This is a genomic window from Mesorhizobium sp. B2-3-13 (assembly GCF_006442195.1).
GTDB classification, from domain to species: domain Bacteria; phylum Pseudomonadota; class Alphaproteobacteria; order Rhizobiales; family Rhizobiaceae; genus Mesorhizobium; species Mesorhizobium salmacidum.
Window position 1 is genome coordinate 261,881 of record NZ_VFVQ01000003.1, and the last position, 19,505, is coordinate 281,385.

A 19,505-nucleotide genomic window follows, 5' to 3' on the forward strand; every position below is an offset into this window, starting at 1 on the left:
CGCTAACACGCCAGGCAAACCCTTAGGCAGATCATCAACCTACCAAAGGCAGGTAGGGGTCGTCAGTTACCGAATCAGGGTAGGGGACTTCCGAATCTTCTCAAAACTGTCGGCACAGATCCCCTAAAGGACTAACCCGGATATCTCACACACAATATTTCGGCGAAGGTCTTTCAGCTGAGATTTGCAGGCATCTGAGCTGCGGGCAAGGGCCATCGCCGAGGAGCGGCGGGCTTGAGCGGCGTGAAAAACATTGCAATCGCAAGCAGCAGGGCGACTGACAGCGCACGGCGGGGATTTCGCAAGAACGCAGATTGACTTGTTCAACCAGGATCTTGGGCGATCCCGGCAGATCGGCCGGGCCGAATGGGAGCGCGTCCCTGCGGGAAACAACTTCGGACTGGCTGGCCAGCAGGCTGCGCTCCCAACTTTGAGGCCGCGGCTGTCATTGCTCATTGGGAGCAGCCGGATCAGCACTACAGTCTGGAGTCGGGCCCTCGCGGTCTTCAGCCAGCCTGATGCCCCGCAATCTCGGCGAGAAAAATCTCGCCGAACTCCTTGAGCTTCGCCCCTCCCACGCCGTTCACCTCGGCGAAGGCGTCGAGGTCGCGCGGGCGGCGGTCGGCCATGTCGATCAGCGTGCGGTCGGAAAACACCACATAGGCCGGCACCTGGCGCTCCTTGGCCAGCCGCAGCCGCAACGCCTTGAGCGCTGCCAGCAGCGAGGCGTCCACGCCCTCGGCGCCGGCGGCGGAGCCTTCCCCGGAACGCTTCCTGCCGCGCGCCAGAGGATCCCGCGTCTCGGCGCGATACTGGAATGCAATCTCGCCGCGGCCGAGCGCGCGGCCGCTTTCGGAGATGGCGAGACCGCCATGACCCTCGGGATCCGGCATCAGGAACCCGCCCGCAACCAGTTGCCGGATCAGCGACAGCCACACTGTCTTCCTGTGCGCGGCGCCGGTGCCAAAGCTGCTTAGCGTCTGATGGCCTCTCGCCAGCACCTTCTCGGTCTCGTGGCCAAGCAGGATGTCGATGACATGGGCCGCGCCGAAGCGCTCGCCACTCTGCGCGACCGCCGCAAGGATTTTCCGCGCCTCGGCACTGCCATCGGCGCGCGGCGCCTGATCGAGGCAGTTGTCGCAATTGCCGCAGGCTTGAGCCTCTTCGCCGAAATAGCCGAGCAGCACCTGGCGCCGGCACTGCGCCGTTTCGCAATAGCCGATCAGCGTGTCGAGCCGGCGGTGCGACCGTCTCTTGTGCTCGGGTGAGGCGTCCTCGTCGTCGATGAACAGCCGTCGCATGCGGATGTCGCCAAGACCGTAAAGCATATGCGCCTCGGCCTCGCGTCCGTCGCGGCCGGCGCGCCCGATTTCCTGGTAATAAGCCTCCAGGCTGCCCGGCATATCGGTGTGGAAGACATAGGCGACGTCGGGTTTGTCGATGCCCATGCCGAAGGCGATGGTCGCCACCATGACGACGCCGGACAAGGTCATGAAGGCGTTTTGATTGGCCTCACGCGCCTCCTTGCTCATGCCGGCGTGATAGGCAAGCGCTCTGACGCCGTTCTTCTCGAGGAAGGCTGCCATCTCCTCGGTCTTCTTGCGCGACAGGCAATAGATGATACCGCTCTTGCCCGCATGGCGCTCTATGAAGCCGAGCAGCTGGCGCTTGCTGTCCTGCTTGGGCGCGATGGCCAGCTTGATGTTGGGCCGGTCGAAACCCAGCACCAGCGTTTCGACCCGCTCAGCGAACAGCCGGGCGGCGATGTCGCTGCGCGTGCTCTCGTCGGCCGTCGCCGTCACCGCGATGATCGGCACGTTGGCGAAGATGCCGCGCAACCGCGACAGGTCTTCATATTCGGGCCGGAATGCCGGCCCCCATTGCGAGATGCAATGCGCCTCGTCGATGGCGATCAGGCTGATGTCGAGCCTGGAAAGCGCCTCGAGCATGCGCTCGGTCATCAGCCGCTCCGGCGCCAGATAAAGCAGCCGCGTCTGGCCCGATGCCACGCGGCGCCACGCCGCGACATTGGCCTCGCGGCCGAGCGAGGAATTGATCGTATCGGCGGCGACGCCGGCAAGCCGCAGCGCCGCGACCTGGTCCTGCATCAGCGCCACCAACGGCGAGACGACGAGAGTTAGCCCGCCCAGGACCAGCGCAGGAACCTGGTAGCAGAGCGATTTTCCGGCCCCCGTCGGCATGACGGCCAGCACATGGCGCCCGCCGAGCAGTGCGTCCATGACGTCGGCCTGGCCGGGGCGAAAATCATCGAAGCCGAACACGTCCTTCAGGACGCGCCGCTTGGGATCCTCGGCCCGAACACTCGCCGTCTGTGCCTGCATCAGGCTGCCGCCTGGCTGGGAGCAATTTTTCGGGGATTGGAGAGGATGTGGAAACCGACCAAGAGACTCTCCGCGTGATCCCCTGGAGTAGCGCAGCCGTCACCGGGCCGCAACAGGGCCGGCTCGTTCTCTGCCCCTGTGAGAGATCGCGCTTCCCCTGCGGTATCTGCGCCCTGCTGGATTCCTCGGCGCCACGATGTAAGCTCGACCCGACATGCCAGGGAGGGTGCGATGCTGCAGACCAGACAGGATGTCCTCGGCGAACGGTTCCGGTTGCAGCGTGCCGCCTTCGAGAAGCAGCCCTTTGCCGACCTTGGCCTTCGTAAAGACCGCCTCAAGCGCCTGCTGGCGCTGACCGAGCGGCACGAGACTGAAATCTGCGCCGCGATCGGCGCCGACTTCGGCGGTCGCTCGGCGCACGAGACGCGGCTTGCGGAACTGTTTGTCGTGCGCGCCGGCATTCGCCATGCCCTTGCGCATGTTGGCGGCTGGATGCGGGAGCGTCGTGTCGCCACCACCTTGCCCTTCCTGCCGGGCAAAAACCGCCTCCTGCCGCAGCCGCTCGGAGTGGTCGGCATCGTATCGCCCTGGAACTACCCCTTTCAGCTTGCCGTCGCGCCGGTCACGGCAGCGCTCGCCGCCGGCAACCGCGTCCTGGTAAAGCCCTCCGAACTGACGCCTGCTTTCTCGGAACTGCTGGCCAGACTGGCCGGCGACCACTTCGCCCCGGACGAACTCAGCGTCATCACCGGCGATGCCGAGATGGGCAAGGCCTTCGTCTCGATGCCGTTCGACCACCTTCTGTTCACCGGTTCGACCGCGGTCGGTCGCCAGGTCGCGATCGCCGCCGCCGCCAACCTGACCCCGGTCACGCTCGAACTCGGCGGCAAGTCGCCGGCGATCCTCGACGCCTCCTGCGATCTCGACACGGCAACAGCCAGCGTCGCCTATGGCAAGCTGTTGAATGCCGGGCAGACCTGCATCGCGCCGGACTACCTGCTGGTGCCCAAGGGACAGGCAGGCACGGTCGCCGCGAAGCTCGCAGTCGCCGTGGCGCGGCTCTACCCCACTCTGCGCGACAACCCAGACTACACCGCCATCGTCAGCGACCGGCATTACCAGCGCCTGCGCGCCATAATCGCGGAGGCCCGCGAGGCCGGCGCAGATGTCGCCGAGATCAACCCGGCCGGCGAAGACCTCGGCACCGCGGGCCGGAAGCTTTTGCCGACCCTGGTCAGCAACGCTGGCCCCGACCTGCGGCTGATGCGCGAGGAGATTTTCGGCCCGGTGCTGCCGATCGTCGAATACGCCACGGTCGACGACGCGATCGACTATGTGAACCGGGCCGACCGGCCGCTGGCGCTCTACTGGTTCGGCAACGACAGCACCAACCGCCAACGCATCCTGCGCGAGACCGTCGCCGGCGGCGTCACCATCAACGACTGCATGCTTCATCTGGTGCAGGAGAACCAGCCCTTCGGCGGCGTCGGCGCGAGCGGCATGGGTGCCTATCACGGCGAATGGGGGTTCCGCACTTTCAGCAAGGAGAAGCCGGTCTTCCTGCAGTCGCGCTTGAGCGCGGGAGCCCTTCTGCGGCCGCCCTATGGCAAGACGTTCGAACGGCTTTTCGGGCTGCTCAAGCGCATCACCTGACCAAGGTCGCGCGCATTAAGTTTATATTCACCATGATCCGGCAGGTTTCCGGTCCTGCGGTGATGTTTTGAGTACCGCGGCGCATTGGAGCAATTCCAGGAAAAGTGTGAAACGGTTTTCCGTCCGGAATTGCGTCAGACAGAGGCAGAACGTTTCGCCGTTTCTGTGAAACGGTGACACGCTCTGGCGCCCAGGCAACAAACCCGCGCTTCCCTGGAGGCGCGGGTTTTTCATTGGCCGAGGAACCGTTGGCGGCCCGGTCAGGCGAGAAAATCGGCGCGGTGCGGCGCAAAACTGTCGACCAGACGCCCGGCCTCAAGCGCCCTGACGCCGTGCACCAGCCCGGAGGGAACGATGAAGCTGCCGCCGGTCTCCAGGATTTCGGTCCGTCCGTCGATGGTCACCTCGAAACGGCCTTCGGCGACATAGCTTGCCTGGACATGCGGGTGCGAATGCAGCGCACCGACGCCGCCCTTGTCGAAGCCGAATTCGACCATCATCAGCTCGTCGGTGGATAGGAGCACGCGCCGGCGATTGCCGTCCGGGGTCGGAGTCCAGGCAGCCTCGCCGGCTTGCGCGAAAACTTTCAGCTCGGTCATCGTCACCTCCTCACCGCGCCAGCCAGCCGCCGTCCACAGGCACCACCGCGCCATGCATGTAGTTCGAGGCCGGCGCCAGCAGGAAGACGGCGGCATCACCAATGTCTCCGGGCTCCCCCCAGCGGCCGGCGGGAATGCGCCCGAGGATGGCCGCACTGCGGTCGGGATCGGCGCGCAACGCCTGCGTGTTGTTGGTCTCGATATAGCCCGGCGCTATGCCGTTGACGTTGATGCCTTTCGCCGCCCACTCGCACGCGAGCAGACGGGTGATGCCGAGCAGGCCATGCTTTGACGCCGTGTAGGACGCAACGCGGATGCCGCCCTGGAAACTCAGCACCGAGGCGATATTGACGATCTTGCCCTGGCGTCCCTCGGCAAGGACGCGCCGCGCAAAGGCCTGGCAGAGCAGGAAGGCGGTCTTCAAATTGACGTCGATGACATCGTCCCAATCGGTCTCCGTCAGGTCGACGGCATCTGCGCGGCGGATGATGCCGGCATTGTTGACCAACCCGTCGAGCGGCCCGCTTTCGTCCCAGACACGATCGAGCATCGGTCCAGCCGCGCCCGTGTCGGCAAGGTCGGCGGCAACCGTCTCGAATTCGCTGCCCAGAGCCGCGACCTTGCTCGCCGTCTCCTCCATCAACGAGCGGCCGACGCCGATCACCGCGCCGCCGGCGCGCGCGATCGAGACCGCGATGCCCCGGCCGATGCCGGTGTTGGCGCCGGTGACCAGGATGCGCTTGCCGGCCAGGCTGAAGGCTGTGAGATCGCTCACCGCAGCACGTCCATCGCCACCGCGTCGACATCGGTGTAGTCGACATTGTCGCCGGCCATCGCCCAGATGAAGGCGTAATTGGACGTACCGGCGCCAGAGTGGATCGACCAGCCCGGCGACAGCACCGCCTCTTCGTTGCGCATGACGATGTGGCGTGTCTCGTCCGGCTCGCCCATGAAATGGAAGACGCGCGCCGCCTCGGGCAGATCGAAATAGAGATAGGCCTCCATGCGCCGGTCATGCACATGGCACGGCATGGTGTTCCAGATCGAGCCTGGCGCCAGCTGCGTCATGCCGACCACGAGCTGGCAGGTTTTTGTCCCTCCGTCATGGATGAACTGGAAGATCGAGCGCTCGTTGCAGGCCTCCTTGCTGCCGAGATCGAGGCGCTTGGCGTCGCCGAGGCGGATCAGCCGGCTGGGATGAGCCTGATGTGCCGGCGCGCTGAGCAGGTAGAATTTAGCCGGCGCGGCTTTGTCGGACGAAGCGAATGACACATCGCTGGAGCCCATGCCGAGATAGAGCATGTCGCGCGCCCGCAGGTCGAAGGACTGGCCGCCGGCTTCGATCGAGCCGGCGCCGCCGATGTTGACGGCGATCATTTCGCGCCGGTCGAGAAAACCTTTGGTGCCGGTCGGCTTGATCGCTTCCAATGGCAATGCCGTCGCCACCGGCATGGCGCCGCCGACGATCATGCGGTCGTAGTGGGTATAGGTCAGGCTGACGCGGCCGGGCTCGAAGAGGTCTTCGATGTGGAAATTATGGCGCAGTTCGTCCGTTCCCATGGCGGCGGCGGCAGCCGGGTCGATGGCGAAGCGCGATGTGTAGTCGGTGTGGTTCTGGCTCATCTCTGTCCTGACTTCTGGTGGATCATTCCCCGGCGGCCGCCTTGACCGAACTGGCGTAAAAGGCCTGCCGCGCCTGCAGGCGCTCGCGGTAGCGCTGCTGGCTGGCGCCGAGATGGGTGCGCATCGCCTCGCGCGCGGCTTCGGCATGGCCCGCCGTGATCGCGTTCAGGATCACCAGATGCTCGCGCTGCAGCCCGCGCTGGTAGCTGTCGGACTGCACAAGTTCGGTCGACCAGGGCGAGGTCACGTCGCACGGAATGGCGCGCCGGCCGAGCACGTCGAGCATTTCGACATAGAACGGATTGTTGGTGGCGCTGGCGATGGCGCGATGGAAGGCAAGGTCGGCGGGTCCGGTCGGCTGGCTGTCGAGCAGCATCCGCTCGAACTCGAAGAAGGCTTCCTGGATCGCCGCTTCCTGCGCTGCGTTGCGACGGATGGCGGCGAGGCCGGCCGATTCGATTTCGATCGCCAGGCGCACCTCGAGCACGTTGAGCGCGATGGAATCCTTGGCTCCCATGTCGGCTGCAAGCGCGCCGAACATGGTCGAAATGTGGTCGGTGACGAAGACGCCGGCGCCCTGCCGCGGCTCGACAAGGCCGTCGGCGGCAAGCTTGGCCAGCGCCTCGCGGATGACGGTGCGGCTGACGCCGAAGGTTTCGGTCAGCTGGCCCTCGGTCGGCAATTTTTGGCCGGGCAGAATCTCGCCCGCCAGCAATTGCTTGCGGATCGCCGTGATCACGCTTTCAGAAAGCTTGGGTTTTCGTTCGACCTTGAGATCGGGACTGACGGACACGTGGCGATCTCCTAATGGAACAGGCCCGGCAGCCACAATGAGATTTCCGGTACGTAGGTGACAAGCATCAGCACGGCGAAGGCGGCGCCGTAGAATGGCCAGATTGAGCGCATCGCGGTCCAGATCGGAATGCGGCCGATGGCGCAGCTGACAAACAGGACCGCGCCGACCGGTGGCGTGCAAAGCCCGATGCCGAGATTGAGGATGAGGATCACGCCGAAATGCACGGGATCGACGCCATAGGCCATGACCACCGGCAGGAAGATCGGCGTCGTGATGATGATCAGCGGCGACATGTCCATGAAGGTGCCGAGGATGAGCAGCACGATGTTGATCAACAGCAGGATGACCAGCTTGTTGTCGGATACCGACTGCAGAAAGGCGACCAGCGCCGCCGGCACCCTGAGATAGGCGAGCAGCCAGCCGAAGGCCGCCGCGCAGCCTATGATCATCAGCACCATGGCCGTGGTGCGCACCGACGCCGTCGTCGCCGCGACGAAGTCGCCCCAGCTCATCGAGCGGTAGATGATCAGCGTCACCAGGAAGGCATAGACGATGGCGATGCAGGAGCTCTCGGTCGCGGTGAAGATGCCGGACCTGACGCCGCCGAAGATGATGGCGATCAGGATGAGGCCGGGAATGGCGGCGACAAGCAGCTGCATGGCCCGGCCGAAGCCGGCGAAGGGCTCCGTCGGATAGCCGCGGCGGCTGGCAACCCAATAGGCCGTTATCATCAGCGACAACGCCAGCAGCAGACCCGGCAGCACGCCGGCCGTGAACAGGTCGGCGATCGAGATACGGCCGCCGGCCGAAATCGAATAGATGATCATGTTGTGGGACGGTGGAATGAGAAGCGCGATGATGGCGCCGACCGACGTGATGTTGACGGCGTAGTCGATGCCATAGCCGCGCGCCTTCATCTGCGGGATCATCAGCCCGCCGACCGCCGACGCATCCGCCACCGCCGAGCCGGAAATGCCGCCGAACATGGTCGACGCAGCGATGTTGACCTGCCCCAGACCGCCCCGCAAATGGCCGACCAGGGAGCCTGCCAGTGCGACCAGCCGCGCGGCGATGCCGCCGCGCACCATCAGGTCGCCGGCGAAGATGAAGAAGGGGATGGCCATCAGCGAAAAGACGCTGACGCCGGAATTGAGCCGCTGGAACACCACGACCGGCGGCAGCCCGAGCGTGAGGATCGTCGCGAAGCTGGCGACGCCGAGGCAGAACGCGATCGGCGTGCCGATGACCAGCAGGAACACGAAGGTGCCGAAGAGGACCATAAGTGCCATGGTTCAGGGCTCCTCGCCGGTTGCATGGATGTCGGCGTCGACGGGCAGGCCGGCAAAACGCCCGGCCAGCCGTTCCAAGGAAAACAGGCAGACCAGCGCGCCACCCAGGATGACCGGCAGGAAGCTGACGCCGCCCGGCAAAGCGAGCGAAGGCATCACCGTGTTCCAGGTCAGCCTCGCCAGTTGTACGCCATAGACGATCATGCCGGCGCCGAAGGCCAGCACGACAAGATCGGAAATGCTGCGCAGCACCGCCTTGGCCGAGGCAGGCAAGACATAGAGCAGCACGTCGAAGCCCAGATGCGTGCGTTCCCGCACGCCGACGGCGGCGCCAAGAAAAATGAACCAGCCCATCAGCAGAACCGAGAAGGATTCCGTCCAGCTCGGCGAACGGTTCAGCACATAGCGCGAGAAGACCTGCCAGAAGATGATGATCGTCATCAGCGTCAGGCCGGCGCCGCTGATCCAAAGCGCCAGCCTGGCAAGTCCTGACAGGACCCGCTCCGCACCCAGCCAGAATCCTCGCATGGCCGACGCGTCCGAACGCAGCGCGGAGGTCTCCGCGCTGCTCGATCCATTGAGCCTGCCGTTCATTTCTCGGCCTGTATGCGGGCGGCCAGGTCCTTCAGTTCGGGCGTCGACAGGTACTTGTCGTAGACGGGCTTCATCGCGTCGATCAGCGGCTGCTTGTCGATATCGCTGACCTTGACGCCCGCGGCCTCGACGATGCCGCGCGACTTCTTCTCCTGCGCGTCCCACAGTTCGCGCATCTTGACGACGCTGTCCTTGGCCGCCTGGCGCACGATCGCCTGGTCTTCCGGCGAGAGCTTGTCCCAGCTTGCCTTCGACATGACCAGCACTTCCGGCACGATCTGGTGTTCGTCCATCGTGTAATGCTTGGCCACTTCGTAGTGCTTGGCGGATTCGAAGCTCGGCCAGTTGTTTTCAGCGCCGTCGATGACGCCGGTCTGCAGGGCCGAATAGACTTCCCCATAGGCCATCGGCGTGGCGTTGGCGCCAAGCGCGTTGACCATGTCGACGAACACATCGGACTGGATGACGCGGAACTTCATGCCTTTCATGTCCGCCATCGAGGTAATGTCCTTCTTGGTGTTGTAGAAAGACCGAGCACCGGAATCGTAGAAGGCGAGGCCGACGAGGTCGTGCGCCTCGAACGCCTTCAGGATCTGGTCGCCGACAGGGCCGTCCATGACGTGGCGCATGTGCTCGACGGAGCGGAATATGTAGGGCAGCGACGGCACCGCGGTCTCCGGCACGATACCGTTAAACGGTCCCATCGAGACACGGTCGAGGTCGATGACGCCTGCCTGCGTCTGCTCGATCGTGTCCTTTTCCTCGCCGAGCTGCGCCGAGTGATAGACCTCGATCGAATAGCGGCCGGCGGTGCGCTGCTTGATCAGGTCGCCCATGTACTTGACCGCCTCGACGGTCGGGTAACCGTCCGGATGGGTATCCGAGGATCGCAGCACGGTTTCGGCGTTGGCAGCGCCGATCAGCAGCGAACCGATGGCGAATGTCGCCGCCGTCAATTTCGAAAAATGCAACATGACTTCCTCCCTTTGAAAATCGAAACGCCCGGCTCAGAGCCGGTACGCATTCTTGGCGAGCGTGTAGGCAAGCTCCTTCGCGAGTTCATGCGCCTCCTCCTCGCGCAGCCGGTGCTCGGCGACGAGGCGCGCCAGGTAGGCGCAGTCGACGCGGCGCGCCACGTCGTGACGGGCCGGGATCGACGGAAAGGCGCGGGTGTCGTCGTTGAAGCCGACCGTGTTATAGAAGCCGGCGGTCTCGGTGGTCATCTCGCGAAAACGGCGCATGCCTTCCGGGCTGTCGTGGAACCACCAGGCCGGCCCGAGCTTCAGCGCCGGATAGACGCCGGCCAGCGGCGCCAGTTCGCGCGTATAGCCGGCCTCATCCAGCGTGAACAGGATGATGGTGAGATCACGCTCCAGCCCGACACAGTCGAGCAGCGGCTTCAGCGCAGTCACATAGTCGGTACGCGTCGGGATGTCGAAGCCCTTGTCCCTGCCGAATTTCTGGAAAACACCAGGCGAATGGTTGCGCGAGGAGCCCGGATGGATCTGCAGCACCAGCCCGTCATCCCGGCTCATCTTGGCCATCTCGGTCAGCATCTGGGCGCGAAACAGCTTCCGTTCGCGCTCGTCTTCCGAGCCGGCGCGGACCCGGTTGAACAGCTCCTGCGCCGCCGCGTCGGAAAGATTGGCGGTCTCCGCCGTCGGATGGCCATGGTCCGATGAAGTCGCGCCGAAGCTCTTGAAGAAAGCGCGCCGCTGGCGGTGCGCGTCGAGATAGCCGGCCCAGGTCCCGGTGTCGCAGCCGGTGATCTCGCCGAGCCGATCCAGATTGGCCGAAAAGCCTTCGAAATCGGGATCGACGACGGCGTCCGGCCGATAGGCGGTGACGACGCGGCCCTCCCAGCCGCTGTCGCGGATCATCTGGTGCCATCTGAGCTCGTCGAGCGCGCCTTCGGTCGTCGCGATGACCTCGATGTTGAAGCGCTCGAACAGGGCGCGAGGGCGGAAGTTCTCCCACTGCAGTACCGTCGCGATCGTGTCGTAATGGCGATCGGCGGTTGCGGCGCTCAACGGCTCTTCGATGGCGAACAGATGCGCAAGCACATGGTCGAACCACAGCCGGGTCGGCGTGCCACGGAAGAGGTAATAATGTTCCGCGAACAGCCGCCAGATCGCCCGGCCGTCGGTCTCGACGGGCGCACCATCGAGGGTCGGCACGCCGAGAGCCTCCAGCCGCACGCCCTGGCTGAACAGCATGCGAAAAATATAGTGGTCCGGCACGATGAGCAGCTGCGCGGGATCGGGGAACGGCTCGTTCAGCGCATACCAACGCGGATCGGTATGCCCATGCGGGCTGATGATGGGCAGGTCCTTGATGCCGGCATAGAGATCGCGGGCGATCGAGAGCGGACGCGCCTCGGTTGGAAACAGCAAATCCGCATTGATCAGTGCCACGGCCATCCTCCCAGCCCTATCGGTAGGGTTGACCAGAAATAATGTCAACATACAAAAATTAGATTGTTGTATGATGACTTTTGAGCAAAGCTGAGCATTGTCGGCGAACGCCGCCGGTGTTACGCCGCCAGTGTTCTGCGGCTTGCGATCCGCCTGTGGATACCAGCCGTTCCATGACCCCGTTTCACGAGATGAGTGCGCGAACCGATGACAGACCGCCGCCTTTCCAACCGCACGGCGCCCGCATTACCGGCCAAGGTCGCCGCGCCTCGATATGAACGCGGTGCGGTTACACCGGGCATCGTGCATCTGGGCGTCGGCGCCTTTCACCGCGCCCACCAGGCCGCCTATATCGATGAATGCCTGGCGGCCGGTGAGACGGGCTGGGGCATAACAGGCGTGTCATTGCGCAGCGCCGATACGCGCGACGCGCTGGCGCCGCAGGATGGGCTTTACACACTGGCGGTCCGCGGCAGCGGCGGCGAGAAGCTGCATGTCATCGGCTCGATCGGTTCGATGCTGGTGGCGCCGGAAGATCCGGGCGCGGTGCTGGCGGTGCTGACCGATGCGCGCACCCGCATCGTGACGCTGACGATCACCGAGAAAGCCTATCTGCGGGCGGTGGGCGGTGGGCTGGACGCGACGCATCCCGACATCGTCCACGACTTGGCCAATCCGCAAAAGCCGAAGACGGCGCATGGTTTTCTGACCGAAGCGCTGGCCCGCAGGCTGGCCGCCGGCACCCCGCCTTTTACCGTGCTTTGTTGCGACAACCTGCCGGCCAACGGCGCCACCTTGCACAGGCTGCTGATCGAATTCGCCAAATTGCGCGATGCCAGTCCTGGTTCGGCGGGCGATGCTGGGGTCGCCGGCCACATCGCAGGTCATGTCGCATTTCCCTCGAGCATGGTCGACCGCATCGTGCCGGCCACGACCGATGCCGACAGGTCGCGGATATCGGGCGAACTTGGTATCGAGGACGCCTGGCCCGTGATGACGGAACCCTTCAGCCAATGGGTGATCAAGGACGATTTCCCGGCCGGCCGTCCGGCCTGGGAAAAATTCGGCGTCACCATGGTCGGCGATGTCGCCCCTTTCGAGGACATGAAGCTGAGGCTGCTCAACGGCGCGCATTCGGGCATCGCCTATCTCGGCCTGCTCAGCGGCCACGCCACGGTCGATCGCGCCTTCGCCGATCCGGCGATAAGGCAGTTCGTCGATGCGCTGTGGGAGGAGGCCGGATCGACATTGCCGGATGATGCCGGCCTCGACACATCAGCCTATACGACCGAGCTCGCCGAGCGTTTTTCGAACACGGCACTTGCCCACCGCACGGCGCAGATCGCCAATGACGGCAGCCAGAAACTGCCGCAGCGCATCATCGCTTCGGCTATCGAGTGCCTCGAAGCCGGCACCGAGCTGGTCCATCTCACGCTGGTGGTGGCAGCCTGGATCGCGGCCTGCGCGGCGCGCGGAAAGAGCTTGCCGGAGGGCCATTTCACCGATCCGATCGATGCTCCGCTGACGGCGCTTTTGGACCAGCAGCTGCCGGCGAACGAAACCGTGACGGCGGTGTTCGATCTGACCGGCTTCGCCAGGGATCACGCCGAACGCCAGACGCTGATCGAACTCGTGGCCGTCCACCTCGTCCACCTGCGGCGGGACGGCACGACTTTGGCCTTTGCTGCGCTCGGCATAGAGGGCGAAGGGCCGTAAGGCGAAGCTGGCATGGATCAGCAGGCGATAGAGGACTTTGATGCCGGCGCTACAGCATCGCCGCCATAGCTGAATTCTCGCCGCTCGAACAAAACAAAAAAGCGAGGCAAGTGCCCCGCTTTTCACTTCGCTTCTGAATTGAAGTTCAGGCCGGCAGGATGGCGCCTTCCAGCGTGGTGAGCTGGCCAAGGAACTGCTCCGCCTTGCTGCGCGCCTGGTCGTCCTTGGCGTCCACGGCGTCTTCCCTGGCTTCCTGGATGCGGCGGGCGAGATCGGCGCGGTCGACATCCTTCACCGCGACGGCCGATTCCGCCAGCAGCGTGCAGCCGGCCGGAACGATGTCGGCAAAGCCACCGAACACGACATAGCGTTCTTCGCCGCCCGAGGCGTTCTTCACCGTGACGACGCCCGGCTTGATCGTGGTCATGACCGGCGCATGATGGGCCATGACGGTCATCTCGCCTTCGGCGCCTGGAATAACGACGGATTCGACCTCGGCGGAAACCAGCAGGCGCTCCGGAGAGACCAGTTCGAACTTGAAAGCTTCAGCCATATCAACTTAGCAGGTAGGGAATAGTGAGTAGTCAGTAGTGAAGGGGTGCAAAGGCCCCTTGGTCACATCTGCTATTCTCTACTCACTACTCACTACTCCCTATTCGCTTGAATTACGCCGCTTCAGCCGCGAGGCGCTGTGCCTTCTCGACCGCTTCGTCGATGCCGCCGACCATGTAGAAGGCGGCTTCCGGCAGGTGGTCATAATCGCCGTTGCAGAGGCCCTTGAAGCCCTTGATGGTGTCGGCGAGGTCGACCAGCTTGCCCGGCGCGCCGGTGAACACTTCAGCGACGAAGAACGGCTGCGACAGGAAGCGCTCGATCTTGCGGGCGCGGGCCACCGTCTGCTTGTCCTCTTCCGAGAGCTCGTCCATGCCCAGGATGGCGATGATGTCCTGCAGCGACTTGTAGCGCTGGAGGATCGACTGCACCTGGCGGGCGACGCCATAGTGCTCGTCGCCGACGACCAGCGGGTCAAGCATGCGCGAGGTCGAGTCCAGCGGATCGACGGCCGGATAAATGCCCTTTTCGGCGATCGAACGGTTCAGCGTCGTCGTCGCGTCAAGGTGAGCGAATGAGGTCGCCGGCGCTGGGTCGGTCAAGTCATCGGCCGGCACGTAGATCGCCTGCACCGAGGTGATCGAGCCCTTGGTGGTGGTGGTGATGCGTTCCTGCAGCGCGCCCATGTCGGTGGCGAGCGTCGGCTGATAGCCCACGGCCGACGGGATACGGCCGAGCAGCGCCGACACTTCAGAACCCGCCTGCGTGAAGCGGAAGATGTTGTCGACGAAGAACAGCACGTCCTGGCCCTGGTCGCGGAAATATTCGGCAACCGTCAGGCCGGTCAGGCCGACGCGCGCGCGCGCGCCCGGCGGCTCGTTCATCTGGCCGTACACCAGCGCCGCCTTCGAGCCTTCGCCGCCGCCCTTCTTGTTGACGCCGGATTCGATGAACTCGTGATAGAGGTCGTTGCCTTCGCGGGTGCGCTCGCCGACGCCGGCGAACACCGAGTAACCACCATGCGCTTTGGCAATGTTGTTGATCAATTCCTGGATCAGCACGGTCTTGCCGACGCCGGCGCCGCCGAACAGGCCGATCTTGCCGCCCTTGGCGTAGGGAGCCAACAGGTCGAGCACCTTGATGCCGGTGATCAGGATCTGCGCTTCCGTCGATTGTTCGATATAGGCCGGAGCCGGCTGATGGATCGAGCGCAATTCGACCGCGTCGACCGGGCCTGCTTCGTCGACCGGCTCGCCGATGACGTTGATGATGCGGCCGAGCATGCCCGGGCCGACCGGCACGGCGATCGGGCCGCCGGTGTCGCGCACTTCCTGGCCGCGCACCAGACCTTCGGTGGAGTCCATGGCGATGCAGCGCACGGTGTTTTCACCGAGATGCTGGGCAACTTCGAGCACCAGGCGGTTGCCGACATTGTCGGTCTCGAGCGCGTTCAGGATCGGCGGCAGATGCTCGCCGAACTGCACGTCGACGACCGCGCCGATGACCTGGCGGACCTTGCCGACAACGCCGGTGGCCCTGGTGGCCATGGCCTGGGTCCTGGCAGCGGCGGCCTTGGCCGGTGCTGCTGCTGCCTTGGCCGGGGCCGCCTTTGCCGCCGCTGCCGGAGCCTTGGCCGCCTTCGCCGGGGCTGCTGCCTTCGCCGGGGCTGCTGCCTTCGGGATTGCCTTCTGCGGGGTCGCTGCTTTCGCCATCGTCTTTACCCTTTTCGTCCTTTGTTTCTCACGCGGTCCGGTTCGCGGGCCATGACCCGCGGACCGCGCCTAGAGCGCCTCGGCGCCCGAAATGATTTCGATCAGTTCCTTGGTGATCTGTGCCTGCCGCTGGCGGTTGTAGGTGATCGACAGTTTGTTGATCATCTCACCGGCGTTGCGCGTCGCATTGTCCATGGCGCTCATCTTGGCGCCCATTTCGCCCGCCGCGTTTTCGAGCAGCGCGCGGAAAACCTGCACCGCGATGTTGCGCGGGATGAGGTCGGACAGGATTTCGCCCGGCTCCGGCTCATACTCGTAGACGGCGCTGGCGCCATCCGTCGACTCGGGCCGAGCCGAAGAGGCGGACGCTGCCGGAATGATCTGCTGCGCGGTCGGAACCTGGCTGATCACCGACTTGAACTGCGAATAGAACAGCGTGCAGACGTCGAAGGCGCCCTCGTTGAACAGGTGGATAACCTTGCGGGCGATCGCATCGGCATTGACGAAGCCGAGCGTCTTTACCTCGCGCAGATCGACGCGCTCGATGATCATCGCGGCATAGTCGCGGCGCAGTATGTCGAAACCCTTCTTGCCGACGCAGATGATCTTGACCTGCTTGCCATCGGCCAGAAGTCGGCGGATATGGTCGCGGGCATGGCGTGCGATCTGCGAATTGAAGCCGCCGCACAGGCCGCGCTCGGCTGTGCAGACGACGAGCAGATGCACATCATCCTTGCCGGTTCCCGCCATCAGCGCCGGGGCATCGCCACCGCCACCGACAGCCTGGGTGATGTTGGCCAGGACGGAACCCATGCGCTCCGAATAGGGACGCGCCGCTTCCGCCGCCTCTTGCGCACGGCGCAGCTTCGCCGCGGCGACCATCTGCATCGCCTTGGTGATCTTCTGCGTCGCCTTGACCGAGGCGATACGGTTACGAAGGTCTTTTAATGAAGGCATGCTTCAAACCTGATCCCGACTTGCACTTCGCTCAGGCGAAGGTCTTGGCGAAGGCGTCGATCTCGGCCTTCAGCTTGGCGCGCAGATCGTCCGACAGCGCCTTTTCCTTGCGGATGGCCTCGAGGACGTCCTTGCCGGCCGAACGCATGTGGCTGAGCAGGCCGTGCTCGAACTTGCCGACCTGGTTGACCGGCAGCTTGTCGAGGTAGCCGTTGACGCCGGCGAAGATCACCGCGACCTGCTCTTCCGTCTTCAGCGGCGAGAACTGCGGCTGCTTCAACAGTTCGGTCAGGCGCGAGCCGCGGTTGAGCAGGCGCTGCGTGGCGGCATCGAGATCCGAGCCGAACTGCGCGAAAGCCGCCATTTCGCGGTACTGCGCGAGCTCGCCCTTGATCGAGCCGGCAACCTGCTTCATCGCCTTGATCTGCGCCGAGGAACCGACGCGCGACACCGACAGGCCGACGTTGACGGCCGGACGGATGCCCTGGAAGAACAGGTTGGTTTCGAGGAAGATCTGGCCGTCGGTGATCGAGATCACGTTGGTCGGAATGTAAGCCGACACGTCGTTGGCCTGCGTTTCGATGACCGGCAGCGCGGTCAGCGAGCCGCCACCCAGGTCGTCGTTGAGCTTGGCAGCGCGCTCGAGCAGGCGCGAGTGCAGGTAGAAGACGTCGCCCGGATAGGCTTCGCGGCCCGGCGGACGGCGCAGCAACAGCGACATCTGGCGATAGGCCACGGCCTGCTTCGACAGATCGTCATAGCTGATCAGCGCATGCATGCCGTTGTCGCGGAAATATTCGCCCATGGTGCAGGCCGTGAACGGCGCCAGGAACTGCATCGGCGCCGGATCGGACGCGGTGGCGGCGACGATGATCGAATATTCGAGCGCGCCGCGCTCTTCCAGCACCTTGACGAACTGCGCGACGGTCGAGCGCTTCTGGCCGACGGCGACGTAGACGCAGTAGAGCTTTTCCTTCTCAGGACCGTTGTCGTGCACCGACTTCTGGTTGAGCATCGTGTCGAGGATGATGGCGGTCTTGCCGGTCTGGCGATCGCCGATGACCAGCTCGCGCTGACCGCGGCCGACCGGGATCAGCGCATCGATGGCCTTGAGGCCGGTCGACATCGGCTCGTTCACCGACTTGCGCGGGATGATGCCGGGCGCCTTGACGTCGACGCGCTTGCGCTCGATCGCCTTGATCGGGCCTTTGCCGTCGATCGGGTTGCCGAGCGCGTCGACGACGCGGCCGAGCAGGCCGGGGCCGACAGGCGCGTCGACGATGGCGCCGGTGCGCTTGACGGTGTCGCCTTCCTTGATATCGCGGTCGGCGCCGAAGATGACGACGCCGACATTGTCGGCTTCGAGATTGAGCGCCATGCCGCGGATGCCGCCGGGGAATTCGACCATTTCGCCGGCCTGGACATTGTCGAGACCGTAAACGCGGGCGATACCGTCACCGACGGACAGCACCTGTCCGACTTCGGAGACCTCGGCCTCCTTGCCGAAATTCTTAATCTGGTCTTTCAGAATTGCGGAAATTTCCGCGGCGCGGATGTCCATCAGCCGACCTCTTTCAGTGCAAGCTTGAGCGAATTGAGTTTGGTTTTGAGCGACGTATCGATCTGGCGCGAGCCCATCTTGACCACCAGTCCGCCGAGCAGCGACGGGTCGACGGTGACGGAAATGGCCACGTCCTTGCCGGCAACGCTCTTCAGCGCCGCCTTGAGTTCGGTCTGCTGGGCCGCGGTCAGCTCATGCGCCGACGTCACTTCAGCAGCAGCCTCGCCACGGTGCTCAGCGGCGATCTGGCGAAATGCCTTGATCATGCCGGGCACCGCGAACAGGCGGCGGTTCTTGGCGACGACGCGCAGGAAATTGCCAGTCAGGCCGGTGATGCCGGCCTTGTCGGCGATCGCCGCGATGGCCTTGGCCTGGTCCTCGCTGGAGAATACCGGGCTGTTGATCAGCCGGGCGAGGTCCGCGCTGCCCGCCAGCATGGCCTCGAAACCGTTCAGGTCGGCCTCGACCTTGGCCACGGAATTTGACTGCGATGCCAGTTCGAACAGCGAACCGGCATAGCGCTCTGCGACACCTGAGATTGGCGATGACGATTGGGCCACGGACCGTCTTTTCTCTTGTCTGACAGGCCGCAGATTGTTGGCGCGAGCAAAAACTCTGGCTAAATCTTTGACCTTACTGCATTTTTCCAAGCACGGAGGCGCGGCTTCCGCTATCCCCGGCCGAAAGTCGATTGCCGTCTAGCACAGGCATTTTAAGACCGCAATGCGTCGTTCCGCATGGTTTTCAGGCACTATTGTCGCATCCGGCGAAAGACTCGGGTCCTGCGCGCCGGAATACCCTTGGATTCAGGGCACAAAGCCGAAGGCAAAGGCGAGCGGCAAGGCCGCGAGCGCCAGTTCCACCACGATGGAAACCCAATTGAAAGGTGTATTGGCGCCATCCGACATCATCGACAGCAGCCGGCCGAAGGCGGTGAACAGCCAGGAGAAGCCGAGCGCCATGTAGACCAGCGGCTGCGCGAGCAGGATGCAGCACAAGCCGACCCCTAGATAGAAGCCCGACATGCGGCCTCGGCCTTCGGCGATCGCCGCCGCCTTCTCGGGTTTGGCCTGCAGGCGCAGGATGCGGAACGCCAGGCCCGGCGCCAGGAAGAACAGAAGGCCGAGCAGCACGGTGAAGACCGCGCTCGACCAGGCCAGCCATTCGCCCTGGCTCGTCGGCCATGGAAGCGCAAAGTCCATCGTGTCCCCTCGAAAAGTCTGCTTTGAAATCGCGGGCATTCTAGCGAAGGAAAAATGCCGCGCCAGATGGCTCCAGGCACTTTAGGAGACGCGCATCAACCGAGCGCGAATTCCACCGCCGCCTCGGCATGGATGCGCGTCGTGTCGAAAACCGGAATGTCGAAATCGCCCTGGCCGATCAGCATGGTGATCTCGGTGCACCCTGCACCTGGTCGGCCAGCTTATGCATGGTGTTGGTGCACAAGAGCAGACCTTCCGCACCGCCGGCCTCGAGCTTGCGCGCGGCATCGGTCAGCAGCGCGCCGGCGCCGTCCCAGTCGCCATGATGCTGCCGCTCAGCAATCTCGGAAAAATCGAACGACCAGAGCAGCAGCTTCGCCGAATGCAAGCCGCCAAGGCGCTCGCGCACGATCTCGTTGAGCAGGCGGTAGTAGATCGCGGTCGGTTCCCAGCTCATGCCACCGAGCAAGCCCAGGGTTTTCATGTGGTCTTTCC

Annotated in this window: 17 protein-coding genes and 1 pseudogene; 2 read left to right on the top strand and 16 right to left on the bottom strand. The window is 64.3% G+C overall.

The genetic code is table 11. The annotated features are described in order from the left end of the window. Positions 1 to 506: 506 nt before the first annotated feature. Positions 507 to 2,342 (bottom strand): DNA helicase RecQ, encoded by a 1,836-nt coding sequence (gene recQ / locus FJ941_RS05880; protein ID WP_140503858.1) that lies wholly within the window; start codon positions 2,340 to 2,342, stop codon positions 507 to 509. 231 nt (positions 2,343 to 2,573) lie between these two features. On the opposite strand from recQ, the gene FJ941_RS05885 reads away from it, so the two are divergent. Next, a complete protein-coding gene (locus FJ941_RS05885; RefSeq protein WP_140503860.1) occupies positions 2,574 to 3,995 on the top strand; it encodes a coniferyl aldehyde dehydrogenase in 1,422 nt (473 codons plus the stop codon). Between the two features lie 260 nt (positions 3,996 to 4,255). On the opposite strand, the gene FJ941_RS05890 is transcribed toward FJ941_RS05885, so the two are convergent. The 8 genes from FJ941_RS05890 to uxaC all read right to left on the bottom strand — a co-directional run bounded on the left by FJ941_RS05890 (position 4,256) and on the right by uxaC (position 11,316). Further along, positions 4,256 to 4,594, bottom strand: a complete 339-nt coding sequence (locus FJ941_RS05890; RefSeq protein WP_140503861.1) for a cupin domain-containing protein — start codon at positions 4,592 to 4,594, stop codon at positions 4,256 to 4,258. A 10-nt stretch (positions 4,595 to 4,604) separates the two neighbouring features. Then, positions 4,605 to 5,369: a 2-dehydro-3-deoxy-D-gluconate 5-dehydrogenase KduD gene (gene kduD, locus FJ941_RS05895; RefSeq protein WP_140503863.1), complete on the bottom strand. Its 765-nt coding sequence runs from the start codon at positions 5,367 to 5,369 to the stop codon at positions 4,605 to 4,607. Further along, complete coding sequence (gene kduI, locus FJ941_RS05900) at positions 5,366 to 6,217, bottom strand: 5-dehydro-4-deoxy-D-glucuronate isomerase (protein WP_140503864.1); 852 nt, start codon at positions 6,215 to 6,217, stop codon at positions 5,366 to 5,368. Before kduI ends, kduD begins: the two co-directional genes overlap by 4 nt. 22 nt (positions 6,218 to 6,239) lie before the next feature. Further along, positions 6,240 to 7,010, bottom strand: a complete 771-nt coding sequence (locus FJ941_RS05905; protein ID WP_140503866.1) for a FadR/GntR family transcriptional regulator — start codon at positions 7,008 to 7,010, stop codon at positions 6,240 to 6,242. A gap of 11 nt (positions 7,011 to 7,021) precedes the next feature. Further along, on the bottom strand, positions 7,022 to 8,302 hold the full coding sequence (locus FJ941_RS05910) for a TRAP transporter large permease (protein WP_027145118.1): 1,281 nt from the start codon (positions 8,300 to 8,302) through the stop codon (positions 7,022 to 7,024). A 3-nt stretch (positions 8,303 to 8,305) separates the two neighbouring features. Then, a complete protein-coding gene (locus FJ941_RS05915; RefSeq protein WP_032935732.1) occupies positions 8,306 to 8,830 on the bottom strand; it encodes a TRAP transporter small permease in 525 nt (174 codons plus the stop codon). Positions 8,831 to 8,892: 62 nt separating this feature from the next. Next, a complete protein-coding gene (locus FJ941_RS05920; RefSeq protein ID WP_140503868.1) occupies positions 8,893 to 9,870 on the bottom strand; it encodes a TRAP transporter substrate-binding protein in 978 nt (325 codons plus the stop codon). Between the two features lie 33 nt (positions 9,871 to 9,903). Then, positions 9,904 to 11,316, bottom strand: coding sequence for a glucuronate isomerase (gene uxaC / locus FJ941_RS05925; RefSeq protein ID WP_181169719.1), 1,413 nt, complete (start codon positions 11,314 to 11,316; stop codon positions 9,904 to 9,906). Between the two features lie 201 nt (positions 11,317 to 11,517). On the opposite strand from uxaC, the gene FJ941_RS05930 reads away from it, so the two are divergent. Next, positions 11,518 to 13,026 carry a mannitol dehydrogenase family protein gene (locus tag FJ941_RS05930; RefSeq protein WP_140503871.1) on the top strand — a complete coding sequence of 503 codons (1,509 nt, stop codon included), beginning with the start codon at positions 11,518 to 11,520 and terminating at the stop codon, positions 13,024 to 13,026. A 145-nt stretch (positions 13,027 to 13,171) separates the two neighbouring features. Here FJ941_RS05930 and FJ941_RS05935 read toward each other — a convergent pair whose 3' ends face one another. The 7 genes and pseudogenes from FJ941_RS05935 to FJ941_RS05970 form a co-directional block, all read right to left on the bottom strand. Then, the gene (locus FJ941_RS05935) at positions 13,172 to 13,579 is read right to left on the bottom strand and encodes a F0F1 ATP synthase subunit epsilon (RefSeq protein ID WP_140503873.1); all 408 of its coding nucleotides are present in this window, start codon (positions 13,577 to 13,579) and stop codon (positions 13,172 to 13,174) included. 112 nt (positions 13,580 to 13,691) lie between these two features. Continuing rightward, positions 13,692 to 15,290, bottom strand: a complete 1,599-nt coding sequence (gene atpD / locus FJ941_RS05940; RefSeq protein WP_181169720.1) for a F0F1 ATP synthase subunit beta — start codon at positions 15,288 to 15,290, stop codon at positions 13,692 to 13,694. Between the two features lie 69 nt (positions 15,291 to 15,359). Beyond that, positions 15,360 to 16,247, bottom strand: coding sequence for a F0F1 ATP synthase subunit gamma (locus tag FJ941_RS05950; RefSeq protein ID WP_140503875.1), 888 nt, complete (start codon positions 16,245 to 16,247; stop codon positions 15,360 to 15,362). 31 nt (positions 16,248 to 16,278) lie between these two features. Beyond that, positions 16,279 to 17,808, bottom strand: a complete 1,530-nt coding sequence (atpA, locus tag FJ941_RS05955; protein WP_140503877.1) for a F0F1 ATP synthase subunit alpha — start codon at positions 17,806 to 17,808, stop codon at positions 16,279 to 16,281. Beyond that, a complete protein-coding gene (locus FJ941_RS05960; protein WP_140503878.1) occupies positions 17,808 to 18,368 on the bottom strand; it encodes a F0F1 ATP synthase subunit delta in 561 nt (186 codons plus the stop codon). The genes atpA and FJ941_RS05960 overlap by 1 nt, the downstream gene beginning before the upstream one ends. 246 nt (positions 18,369 to 18,614) lie before the next feature. Next, positions 18,615 to 19,010, bottom strand: a complete 396-nt coding sequence (locus FJ941_RS05965) for a DUF4345 family protein (protein ID WP_127275645.1) — start codon at positions 19,008 to 19,010, stop codon at positions 18,615 to 18,617. 95 nt (positions 19,011 to 19,105) lie between these two features. Further along, positions 19,106 to 19,494 (bottom strand): annotated as a pseudogene (locus FJ941_RS05970) (aspartate/glutamate racemase family protein). Between the last annotated feature and the right edge of the window lie 11 nt (positions 19,495 to 19,505).

Coding starts and splice junctions, on each gene's coding strand:
- recQ (WP_140503858.1), bottom strand. CDS start 2,342: ATGCAGGCACAGACGGCGAGTGTTCGGGCCGAGGATCCCAAGCGGCGC.
- FJ941_RS05885 (WP_140503860.1), top strand. CDS start 2,574: ATGCTGCAGACCAGACAGGATGTCCTCGGCGAACGGTTCCGGTTGCAG.
- FJ941_RS05890 (WP_140503861.1), bottom strand. CDS start 4,594: ATGACCGAGCTGAAAGTTTTCGCGCAAGCCGGCGAGGCTGCCTGGACT.
- kduI (WP_140503864.1), bottom strand. CDS start 6,217: ATGAGCCAGAACCACACCGACTACACATCGCGCTTCGCCATCGACCCG.
- FJ941_RS05910 (WP_027145118.1), bottom strand. CDS start 8,302: ATGGCACTTATGGTCCTCTTCGGCACCTTCGTGTTCCTGCTGGTCATC.
- FJ941_RS05915 (WP_032935732.1), bottom strand. CDS start 8,830: ATGCGAGGATTCTGGCTGGGTGCGGAGCGGGTCCTGTCAGGACTTGCC.
- FJ941_RS05920 (WP_140503868.1), bottom strand. CDS start 9,870: ATGTTGCATTTTTCGAAATTGACGGCGGCGACATTCGCCATCGGTTCG.
- uxaC (WP_181169719.1), bottom strand. CDS start 11,316: ATGGCCGTGGCACTGATCAATGCGGATTTGCTGTTTCCAACCGAGGCG.
- FJ941_RS05930 (WP_140503871.1), top strand. CDS start 11,518: ATGACAGACCGCCGCCTTTCCAACCGCACGGCGCCCGCATTACCGGCC.
- FJ941_RS05935 (WP_140503873.1), bottom strand. CDS start 13,579: ATGGCTGAAGCTTTCAAGTTCGAACTGGTCTCTCCGGAGCGCCTGCTG.
- atpD (WP_181169720.1), bottom strand. CDS start 15,290: ATGGCGAAAGCAGCGACCCCGCAGAAGGCAATCCCGAAGGCAGCAGCC.
- FJ941_RS05950 (WP_140503875.1), bottom strand. CDS start 16,247: ATGCCTTCATTAAAAGACCTTCGTAACCGTATCGCCTCGGTCAAGGCG.
- atpA (WP_140503877.1), bottom strand. CDS start 17,808: ATGGACATCCGCGCCGCGGAAATTTCCGCAATTCTGAAAGACCAGATT.
- FJ941_RS05965 (WP_127275645.1), bottom strand. CDS start 19,010: ATGGACTTTGCGCTTCCATGGCCGACGAGCCAGGGCGAATGGCTGGCC.